This window comes from Novosphingobium sp. LASN5T (assembly GCF_003856955.1).
Classification (GTDB): domain Bacteria; phylum Pseudomonadota; class Alphaproteobacteria; order Sphingomonadales; family Sphingomonadaceae; genus Novosphingobium.
On sequence record NZ_RQSI01000021.1, the window covers coordinates 68,480 to 78,165 of the forward strand.

Annotated in this window: 10 protein-coding genes; 4 read left to right on the forward strand and 6 right to left on the reverse strand. The window is 66.0% G+C overall.

What is annotated here, in order from left to right:
* Positions 1-109 precede the first annotated feature (109 nt).
* Together EH199_RS14710 and EH199_RS14715 are read left to right on the forward strand one after the other, a co-directional pair.
* A complete protein-coding gene (locus EH199_RS14710; protein WP_124810048.1) occupies positions 110-670 on the forward strand; it encodes a TspO/MBR family protein in 561 nt (186 codons plus the stop codon).
* Between the two features lie 67 nt (positions 671-737).
* The gene (locus EH199_RS14715; RefSeq protein WP_124810049.1) at positions 738-986 is read left to right on the forward strand and encodes an accessory factor UbiK family protein; all 249 of its coding nucleotides are present in this window, start codon (positions 738-740) and stop codon (positions 984-986) included.
* A gap of 26 nt (positions 987-1,012) precedes the next feature.
* Here EH199_RS14715 and EH199_RS14720 read toward each other — a convergent pair whose 3' ends face one another.
* Positions 1,013-2,353: a PAS domain S-box protein gene (locus EH199_RS14720; protein ID WP_124810050.1), complete on the reverse strand. Its 1,341-nt coding sequence runs from the start codon at positions 2,351-2,353 to the stop codon at positions 1,013-1,015.
* A gap of 106 nt (positions 2,354-2,459) precedes the next feature.
* Complete coding sequence (locus EH199_RS14725) at positions 2,460-3,668, reverse strand: PLP-dependent aspartate aminotransferase family protein (protein ID WP_124810051.1); 1,209 nt, start codon at positions 3,666-3,668, stop codon at positions 2,460-2,462.
* Between the two features lie 96 nt (positions 3,669-3,764).
* On the opposite strand from EH199_RS14725, the gene EH199_RS14730 reads away from it, so the two are divergent.
* Positions 3,765-5,096 carry a phospholipid carrier-dependent glycosyltransferase gene (locus EH199_RS14730; protein ID WP_124810052.1) on the forward strand — a complete coding sequence of 444 codons (1,332 nt, stop codon included), beginning with the start codon at positions 3,765-3,767 and terminating at the stop codon, positions 5,094-5,096.
* Positions 5,097-5,117: 21 nt separating this feature from the next.
* Here EH199_RS14730 and EH199_RS14735 read toward each other — a convergent pair whose 3' ends face one another.
* From EH199_RS14735 to uvrB, 4 genes are all read right to left on the reverse strand, one after another.
* Positions 5,118-5,726: a hypothetical protein gene (locus EH199_RS14735; RefSeq protein ID WP_124810053.1), complete on the reverse strand. Its 609-nt coding sequence runs from the start codon at positions 5,724-5,726 to the stop codon at positions 5,118-5,120.
* 24 nt (positions 5,727-5,750) lie between these two features.
* On the reverse strand, positions 5,751-6,071 hold the full coding sequence (locus tag EH199_RS14740) for a HigA family addiction module antitoxin (RefSeq protein ID WP_124810054.1): 321 nt from the start codon (positions 6,069-6,071) through the stop codon (positions 5,751-5,753).
* Entirely contained in the window at positions 6,046-6,327 is a 282-nt protein-coding gene (locus EH199_RS14745) for a type II toxin-antitoxin system RelE/ParE family toxin (RefSeq protein WP_124810068.1), read from the reverse strand. Before EH199_RS14745 ends, EH199_RS14740 begins: the two co-directional genes overlap by 26 nt.
* A 153-nt stretch (positions 6,328-6,480) precedes the next feature.
* Entirely contained in the window at positions 6,481-8,670 is a 2,190-nt protein-coding gene (gene uvrB, locus EH199_RS14750; protein ID WP_124810055.1) for an excinuclease ABC subunit UvrB, read from the reverse strand.
* A 175-nt stretch (positions 8,671-8,845) separates the two neighbouring features.
* Between uvrB and EH199_RS14755 the strand changes: the two genes are divergently transcribed.
* Positions 8,846-9,415 carry a DUF3617 domain-containing protein gene (locus EH199_RS14755; RefSeq protein WP_190287281.1) on the forward strand — a complete coding sequence of 190 codons (570 nt, stop codon included), beginning with the start codon at positions 8,846-8,848 and terminating at the stop codon, positions 9,413-9,415.
* Positions 9,416-9,686: the final 271 nt, after the last annotated feature.

The window sequence follows — 9,686 nt, forward strand, 5'->3', positions numbered from 1 at the left end:
GCGCATTGTGCGCGTTTGTGACATTGCGCGGCCGGCATCGGCCCGCCAATATCCCGGGCGAATCACGAAGGGCGCCGGCTTCTCCGGACTCTGCCCGCAGTAAGGTGCCATGAGATACCTCGCTTCGCCCGCACAGCTTCGGGCCAGCCTGTTGCGCTGGTCGCTTTTCACGGTTCCGCTCGTCCTCGCGCTGGGCTTCCTTTCGGGAAGAAGCGCGGGCAGCGGGCCTGACAACCCCTGGTTCGCGGCGCTGACCAAGCCCGGCCTCTATCCGCCGCCCGCCACGTTCGGGATCGTGTGGACGGTGCTTTACGTGCTGATGGGCGTTGCGCTGGCCATGGTGCTTTCGGCGCGGGGCGCGCGGGGGCGTGGGCTGGCGGTGGCCACGTTCGTCGTGCAACTCGCGCTTAATCTGGCGTGGAGCCCCGTGTTCTTCGGCCTGCACCGGATCGCGCTCGCGCTGGGGATCATCGGGGCGCTGGCGCTGGCGCTGGCGGTTACCATCGCGCTGTTCTGGCGCGTGCGTCCGCTGGCGGCGGGGCTGCTGCTCCCTTATCTCGCGTGGGTCTGCTTTGCATCGCTGCTCAACTGGCAGTTGCTGACGCTCAATCCGCATGCCGACGGGGCTGCACCTGCGGGGGCGACGGTGCGGGTGCAACTCGGGCACTGATCGCACCTTGCGGCCGGCGGCAATCGGCCCCATCTAGGCGGCATCACCAGTTTCAGGACAGATTGCCATGCAAAGCGAAAACCCGCTGATCGCCGATTTCGTCAAGCTGATGAACAGCGCTGCCGGAACGCTTGCCGGCGTCGGCCGCGAAGCGGGCGAGACCGCGCGCGAAAAGGTTCGCGAGGTGTTCGGTGGCCTCGATTTCGTCAGCCGTGAGGAATTCGACGCGGTGAAGGACATGGCCGCTGCCGCGCGCGAGGAAGTGGAAACGCTCAAGGCACGACTCGCCGCGCTGGAAGGCGCGAAAACGGATTGATCGGGCAGGTCGGCCGGCGCGCGCGATCAGGTTGAAGCGAGATTGCGGGCGACGTCCGCGTCGCAGTCCAGCCGCCACAGCAAGCCTTCCTGCGCATAATCCAGCGTCACGTTCGCCGACAGGCTGCGCGCGGGGATATGGCGGATCAGCGTGGTGCCGAAACCGCTCTCGCGCGGTGCGGCAACGGCGGGGCCGCCCCGTTCCCGCCACTCCACCACAAACCGGCCGTCCGCTTCGCGCCACGCCAGGTTGACGCTTCCGCCGGACAGGGAAAGCGCGCCGTACTTGATCGCATTGGTGGCCAGTTCGTGCAGCGCCATGCCGATAACTTCGGCCGCGCGCGGGGCAAGGTCGATGTGCGGGCCGTCCGTGGAAACGTGGCTGCGGCTCTCGCCATCGAGAATGGCGAGCTGCGCGTCGGCCAGTTCGCCCATCGGAATCGTCGCCCAGCCGCGGCGCACCAGCAGGTCCTGATTGGCGGACATGCTGGCCAGCCGCTGTTCGAAGCGCTGGAGAAACACCGGATCGACGTTGCCCGATCGCCGGGCAAGCGCCTGCACCACGGCCAGCATGTTCTTGGAGCGGTGATTCACTTCCATCAGCAGGATGCGGATCTGCTCTTCCTTGTCGAGCAGTTCGGTCACGTCGGTGTTGGTACCGAACCAGGCCAGGATCACGCCGCGCTCATCCCGGATCGGCTTCGCGCGCGAAAGGAACCAGCGATAGCTGCCGTCACGCCCGCGCAGGGGAAACGTGTCTTCCCATTCGCGCCCGGCGGCGATGTGCCGTGCGAACTTTTCACGGACCCGTTCGAGATGATCGGGGTGCTGGACAGCAGCCCACCCCCAGCCCTGCATGTCCTCGAACCGGGTGCCGGTGTAGTCGTACCATCGGCGGTTGTACCAGTTCAGCCCGCCATCGGGCGCCGCGATCCACGCCAGTTGCGAAATGTTGTCCGCCAGCATGCGGAAGCGGCGCTCGCCTTCCTTGAGCGCTTCGGCGGCGGCGAACTGGTCGGTCACGTCCCGCGCGATCTTGCTTGCGCCGACAATCCGGCCTTCGGCATCGAGCACGGGCGAAATCGTCAACGAAACGCGGATGGGCGTGCCATCCTTGCGCAGCCGGATCGTTTCGAAATGCCGCACGCGCTCTCCGCGCTGGATGCGGCCGATGATCGCGTCTTCCTCGCCCTGGCGATCGGCCGGAATCAGACGGCGGATGGACTGGCCGACCATTTCCGCTTCTTCGTACCCGAAGATTCGCGTTGCGGCCGGATTCCAGCTTATGACCGTGCCGTCGAGCTGCTTGCTGATAATGGCGTCATCCGACGACTGGATGATCGCGGAAAGATGCTCTTCCGCCAGCAATCGACTGCTCCCCGCTGCCCGTTCGGGACCAAACTAGCCGGGGTTTTGCCCGACTGTCCACGAACGGATGCAACGGGGATGTGTTCCCGGTGCCAGAGGCCGGCCCTCAGAGCCCGGCTTTGCTAAGCGCCTGATCCAGATCCTCGATCAGGTCGTCCGGATCTTCCAGGCCGACGTTCAGGCGCAGCATCCCCTCGGTCACGCCCATGTCCTCGCGCGCTTCGGGGGCGACCGAATAGTGCGTGGTCGAGGCGGGGTGGCACATCAGCGAACGCGAATCGCCGATGTTGTTGGAGATGTCGATCAGTTGCAGCGCATCCAGCAGCGCGTGGGCCTGTTGGCGCCCGCCATCGAGCACGATCGAGAAGATCGAACCACAGGCCGACATCTGCTTCATCGCCAGATCGTGCTGGGGATGGCTGGCAAGGCCGGGGTGGAGGATCGTGGGCACGCGGCTTTCCACGAACCGGCCGACCTTCAGCGCGTTCTCGCTCTGCCGGTTGATGCGCAGGTCCAGCGTTTCCAGACCTTTCAGCACGACCCAGGCGTTGAACGGCGCCAGGTTCGGCCCGGTGTTGCGCTGGAATGGCAGCAGCTTGTTGTTGATGAAATCGTCCGAACCGCACACGGCGCCGGCCAGTACGCGGCCCTGTCCGTCCATCATCTTGGTGGCGGAATAGGCGACCACATCCGCGCCGAATTCCAGCGGGCGTTGCAGCGCGCTGGTGGTGAAGGCGTTGTCGACCACGGTGGTGATGCCATGCGCGCGCGCCAGCCCGCAGACATATTCCATGTCGACGATGTCCATCGTCGGGTTGGCCGGCGTTTCGAAGAAGAACACCTTGGTGTTGGGGCGGATCGCTGCTTCCCACGCCGCGTTGTCGCGGGAATCGATCACCGTGCCTTCCACGCCGAAGCGCGGAAGCAGGCTGTCCACCAGCCAGCGGCACGATCCGAACGCGGCCTTGGCGGCAACGATGTGATCGCCGGCGGAAAGCTGGCAGAGCAGCGCGGCGGTCATCGCCGCCATGCCGCTGGCCTGCGCGCGGCAGGCTTCGGCGCCTTCCAGCATGGCGATGCGTTCTTCCAGCATCGCCACCGTAGGATTCTGGAGGCGCGAATAGGTCATGCCTGGCTGTTCGCCGGCGAAGCGCGCGGCAACCGTGGCGGCATCGTCGTAGCTGTAGCCCGATGTCAGGAACAACGCTTCCGATGTCTCGCCCATCTCCGAACGCCAGGTGCCAGCGCGCACGGCGCGGGTTGCGGGGCGCCACTTGGCGGTGATCGAGCGGTCCTGGCCAGTCGTCCGTTTCATGGCGCAGGGCCTTACGCCGCGCGCGTTGACGGTGCAAGGCGTGCCCCGTCACCTCCCATTGCGTGGTTCCGCGCATCGGCCTATCTGGCGATGGGCATGGCCTCGCTTCTCCACAACGCCCCCGCTTTCGATCGTGCCCACCGTTCCGGCCGGGATTGTGATCCGCTCGGCTGGTGCGTGCTGCTGGCGTTCGTGTTCTGGGTGGTGGTGCTGCACCGGCTCGGCATCCCGTCGAAGCCGATGTTCGATGAAATCCATTACCTGCCCGCCGCGCGCCGGCTGATCGAACTGTCCAGCCGGCTCAATCCCGAACACCCGCTGGTGGGCAAGGAACTGATCGCGCTGTCGATGAAGCTGGTGGGCGATACGCCGTTTGGCTGGCGCCTGCCCTCGGCGATCGTGGGCACGCTGGGCCTGTTCGCGGCCATGCGCGCGATGTGGTGGGCCACGCTATCGCGCCGGGCGACGCTGGTGTTCGGCGTGCTGATGGCCACCAACTTCATCTGGTTCGTGATCGCCCGCATCGCCATGCTGGACATGGCGATGGGCGGCGCGATGGCGCTGGCGTTCTGGCAATGGGCGCTGGCCTGGCGCAGGGGCGGGGAGGGCCGGCCCGGACGCGCGCGGCTGCATCTGGCGCTGACGGGCGTGTTCCTGGGCCTTTCGCTCGGCGCCAAGTGGAACGGCGCGCCGCTGCTCGCCGCGCCCGGCCTGCTGTTCGCGTGGGACCGCTGGCGCGCGCTGGCCGGCCGGCGCGGGCACGTCCTGATTGCGCGCGACGCCGCGCCGGTGCCGGGCGTCTCGCTGCTCGAAGCCGGGGTGTGGCTGGGCCTGCTGCCGATCCTGACCTACCTCGCCACGTTCGCGCCGGCCTTCTTCTACAAGGTCCAGCCGATGACGCTGCACGGGCTGCTGCCCTGGCAGAAATACATGCTGCAATTGCAGGACAGCGTGGTGAAGCCGCACACCTACATGAGCCGGTGGTGGCAGTGGATGTTCAACCTGCGGCCGATCTGGTTCCTCTATGAAAAGGTCGATGGTGCGCAGCGCGGCGTGCTGATGCTGGGCAATCCGTTCACGATGCTCGCCGGGTTGCCCGCGCTGCTGTTCTGCCTGTGGGACGGCCTGCGCGGCAACCGCCTGCGCGCGGGGCTGTTCGCGCTCTATTTCCTCAGCCTGGTGTTCTGGGCGGTGAACGGCAAGCCGGTGCAGTTCTACTACCACTACATGCTGGCCAGCTTGTTCCTCACCGCCGCGCTGGCGGTGGTGCTGGCCGACTGGTGGGATCTGGGCGTGCGCTGGCCGGGCCGGGTCGCGCTGCTGCTGGCGGTGGGTCTGTTCATCGGGTTCCACCCGATCCTGTCGGCGGGCCGGCTGCCGGCGAAGAACGCCTATACCGCCTATACCTGGCTGCACAGCTGGCGCTGACCGCAGCGGCTGCCGGCGTCCTCAGGTCGCCGCGTGTTCGGCCGGCTTCGGCGGGGGCGGCGCCGATGGCAGGGGCAGGGGCGATGCGTCCTCGTCGGCGGCCCGGCTCCGGCAGCGGCGCACCACTTCGCGCGCGACATCGCTGCCCGCTACGGTGATCTTGCCCGCGCCCGGAAGGGTGCCGTCGAAGCCGCTGCCGGTAAACACGGCGGCGCGCGGATCGTCGGCCGCGATCGTGCCCTGCCAGATGTAGCCGCGCTCGCCGGGCAGATTGGTGGCATCGACCGGCAGGCGCAGGATCTGCCCTCCGCCGATCAGCGCGAACAGCGCCTGCGCGCCGATCTCGGCGGGCACCGGGCGGGTGACGATCAATTGCCCGCCATGGCAGGCCAGCATCAGCAGCGGCGGCTGCCCCGGAAAACCATAGCGCGCCGCCTCCCCGCCGGCATGGGCGCTCCACCCCGCTTTGGCATCGGGTGCGGGTGGTCCCGGCATCGGCTCGTTGGCGGGAATGGAAAACCGTACCGCCCCCAGCGGCCCGCCGCCGTCAGCGGGCTGTGGCGCCGGCTTGGAACAGGCGGAGAGCGACAGGGCGAGAGCGGCGCCGAACAGCAGCGGACGGATGAGCATGGTCGGGAGAACCGGGCTTGGTGGTCAGGCGGCGCGGCGTGCAATGCGGGAGAGTTCGTCCCCGTGGGCGCGGCGTTCCTCTTCAAGATCGAAGTCGATTTGCAAGCCGAGGAAAAAACCTTCGCTGATTCCGAAATAGCGCGCCAGCCGCAGGTCCGCGTTCGCGTCAACCGGCGCGGAGCAGGTCAGTAAGGCTTCCAGCCGATCGTGCGCGATTCCCGTACCGGCGGCGACTTCTTCCACCGGAATGTCGCTGCCGATCAGGAAATCCTCACGCAGGATCGCGCCCGGATGGACGTTGTCCAGCAGGCCCTCGTCCTCAGTGATAGTCCTCGATCCGGACATCGTCCGCGCCTCCGTCAGACCAGCGAAACGTGATGCGCCACTGGTCGTTGATACGCAGACTATATCGTGAAGGTGTGAAGCCTTTCAACTGCTCGAAACGGTTGCCCGGCGGGATGCGCAAATCTTGGAGCTTGGCGACACGATGCAGCAGGCGCAGTTTCCGGCGGGCAACCTGCTGGATGTCGGACGGCAGCTTGCGGCTGCGCTGGCCGAGCCAGATGCGTTCGGTCTCAGGGTCGGCGAAGGTGCGGATCATAAATACGACCTGTGAATAAAAGAAACGACGAACACGATCCACGTGGCTCGACGTCTTACTCACATTTTGGGAGGCGGACCCGATACGCGCCTGTTGGGAGTGGCCCCTTTGACGTAATTACTTTTTAGCCTGGCAACCTTTACGGCGCAACCCTCACCGCCCCCACTTCGTCTTCTGGCTCTTCCCGAACCGGGTCTTGCGCGTCCCCGGCTTGCCCTCGTTGCTGCGGCCTACCAGTGGCGCTTTCCGTTCGTCCTCCGGCAGGCCAAGCTCGGTCGCTTCCAGCTTGCGGATCTCGTCGCGCAGGCGACCGGCTTCCTCGAATTCCAGGTCGGCGGCGGCGGCGCGCATCTTCTTTTCGAGTTCCTCGATATAGGCGCGCAGGTTGTGGCCGACGAGGTTGTTGGCGCCTTCCGCGTCCACTTCGACCAGCACGCCGTCGCGGCTCGCGGTATCGGCCACGATATCGTGGATGTTGCGCTTGATCGTGGCGGGGGTGATGCCGTGCAATTGGTTGTATTCGTGCTGCTTCGCCCGGCGCCGGTCGGTTTCGGCGATGGCGCGCTCCATGCTGCCGGTCATGCGGTCGGCATAGAGGATCACGCGCCCGTCCACGTTGCGCGCGGCGCGGCCGATCGTCTGGATCAGCGAGGTTTCGCTGCGCAGGAAGCCTTCCTTGTCGGCATCGAGAATGCAGACGAGGCCGCATTCGGGAATGTCCAGCCCCTCGCGCAGCAGGTTGATGCCCACCAGCACGTCATAGACGCCCAGGCGCAAGTCGCGGATCAGTTCGATGCGTTCCAGCGTCTCCACGTCCGAATGCATGTAGCGCACCTTGAGGCCCGCCTCGTGCATGAACTCGGTCAGGTCTTCCGCCATGCGCTTGGTCAGCGTGGTCACGAGCGTGCGATAGCCCTTGGCGGCGGTTTCGCGGCATTCGTTGATGCAGTCCTGCACCTGGTCTTCTACCGGGCGGATCAGCACCGGCGGGTCGATCAGGCCGGTGGGGCGGATCACCTGTTCGGCGAAGACGCCGCCCGCCTGCTCCATCTCCCACGATCCGGGCGTTGCTGAAACGGCGATGGTCTGCGGCCGCATCGCGTCCCATTCGTTGAAGCGCAGCGGGCGGTTGTCGATGCAGCTGGGCAGGCGGAAGCCGTATTCGGCCAGCGTCAGCTTGCGGCGGTGGTCGCCGCGCGCCATCGCGCCCACCTGCGGTACCGTCTGGTGGCTTTCGTCGATGAACAGCAGGCAGTTGTCGGGCAGGTATTCGAACAGTGTCGGCGGCGGTTCGCCCGGCAGGCGGCCGGTCAGGAAGCGGCTGTAGTTCTCGATCCCCGCGCACGATCCGGTGGCGGCGATCATCTCGAGGTCGAAGTTGGTGCGCTGTTCCAGCCGCTGCGCTTCCAGCAGGCGGCCTTCCGCCGTCAGTTCCTTCAGCCGTTCGGACAGCTCGAAGCGGATCGCCTCGGCCGCCTGCTTCATCGTCGGCCCCGGCGTCACATAGTGTGAATTGGCATAGACGCGCACGTTGCCCAGCTTGGTCCCGGCCTTGCCGGTCAGCGGGTCGAACTCGACAATGCTTTCGATCTCGTCGCCGAAGAAGCTGATCCGCCAGGCGGTGTCGTCGTAGTGCGACGGGAAGATTTCCAGGTTGTCGCCGCGCACGCGGAACGTGCCGCGCTGAAACGCGGCGTCGTTGCGCTTGTATTGCAGCGCCACCAGCTTGCGGATGATTTCCCCCTGATCGACGCTGGTTCCCACCTTGAGGTCGAAGATCATCGCCGAATAGGTTTCGACCGAGCCGATGCCATAGATGCACGAAACGGAGGCGACGATGATCACGTCGTCGCGTTCCAGCAGCGCGCGCGTAGCCGAATGGCGCATCCGGTCGATCGCCTCGTTGGTCGAGCTTTCCTTCTCGATATAGGTGTCCGACCGGGGCACGTAGGCTTCCGGCTGGTAATAGTCGTAGTACGAGACGAAGTATTCCACCGCGTTTTCGGGGAAGAAGCTCTTGAACTCGCCATAGAGCTGCGCGGCAAGGATCTTGTTGGGCGCCAGGATCAGCGCTGGGCGCTGCAGTTCCTCGATCACCTTGGCCATGGTGAAGGTCTTGCCCGAACCAGTGACGCCCAGCAGGACCTGCGTCTTCTCGCCCTCCCGCGCGGTGGCCACAAGATCGGCGATGGCGCCGGGCTGGTCGCCCGCGGGGCTGTATTCGGACACGATCCGGAACGGTTTGCCGCCTTCGACCTTGTCCGGCCGCTGCGGCTTGTGCGGCACGAAGGTGCCGGATGTGTCGGGCTCTTCCAGCCCCCTGCGGATCACGAGTTCAGCCATGCCCGCAGATATGGCTGTTCATGCTGCGTTCCGCAACCGGTGCCGGCCGTCGCGCGCGGCTATCGGGCATTTTGGGTGATTTGCATCATTGGCGCGCAATGCAATCGGGTTATAGCGTGCCCGTGGTCATGGCGCCTCCCGCTGTGGAGGCCCGGTTGTTCCGAGGGGAATGTTCATGCGTCGAATCCTGTTGCCCGCGCTGGTCGCCGGTATGTGCCTTTCGCTGGCGGCGTGCAGCGACGAGAAGAAGGTCGAGGCGAAGAACGAGAGCGTGGCGGAGGTAGCCAAGAAGGTGGCGGCATCGGATATCCGCTTCACCCCGGGCCGCTGGGAAACCACGGTGAAGATCGAGAAGATGGAAATCGAGGGGATTTCGCCGGAAGCCAAGGCGGCGATGCAGCAGGCCATGGGGCAGGCGCGCACGATGTCGAGCTGCCTCACCAAGGAGCAGGTGGAAAAGCCCAACAGTGAATTTTTCGGCCAGGTGGGCGATGGCTGCAAATACGATTCGTTCACGATGGCGGGCGGCAAGCTCGACGCCAAGATGACCTGCAAGACCGCGAGCGGCGAACAGGTGGTGACGATGGGCGGCACCTATACGCCCGAAAGCTACGACGCGACAATGAACATGGATGGCAAGGGGCCGAACGGCAAGGCGATGGCCATGGCCATGTCGATGAAGTCGAAGCGCGCGGGCGAATGCACCGGTGCGGAAGATGTGACGCCCCAGCCCCCTGCCAAGTAACGTTTCCGCCAGGTAGGCGCGGCTGACGGAAAATTGACGGCGGCGCGCAGCGATTGACGCGAAACTGAAACAATTGCGATTGCCGTGCGTTCATCGGAGGTTGATCCCGGTGAGTGCAGGAAGGCGCGATGATCCAGATGACGGACTTGACGCGACAGGGCATGGACGGCTTTCGCCAGGCGGGCGAACGGCTGGCCGCCTGGCGCGCGGAAGTGGCGCGCCGGGCCGCGCTGGCGCGCCAGCCGCAGCCCGAAGGCGCGCGGCCGCCGTC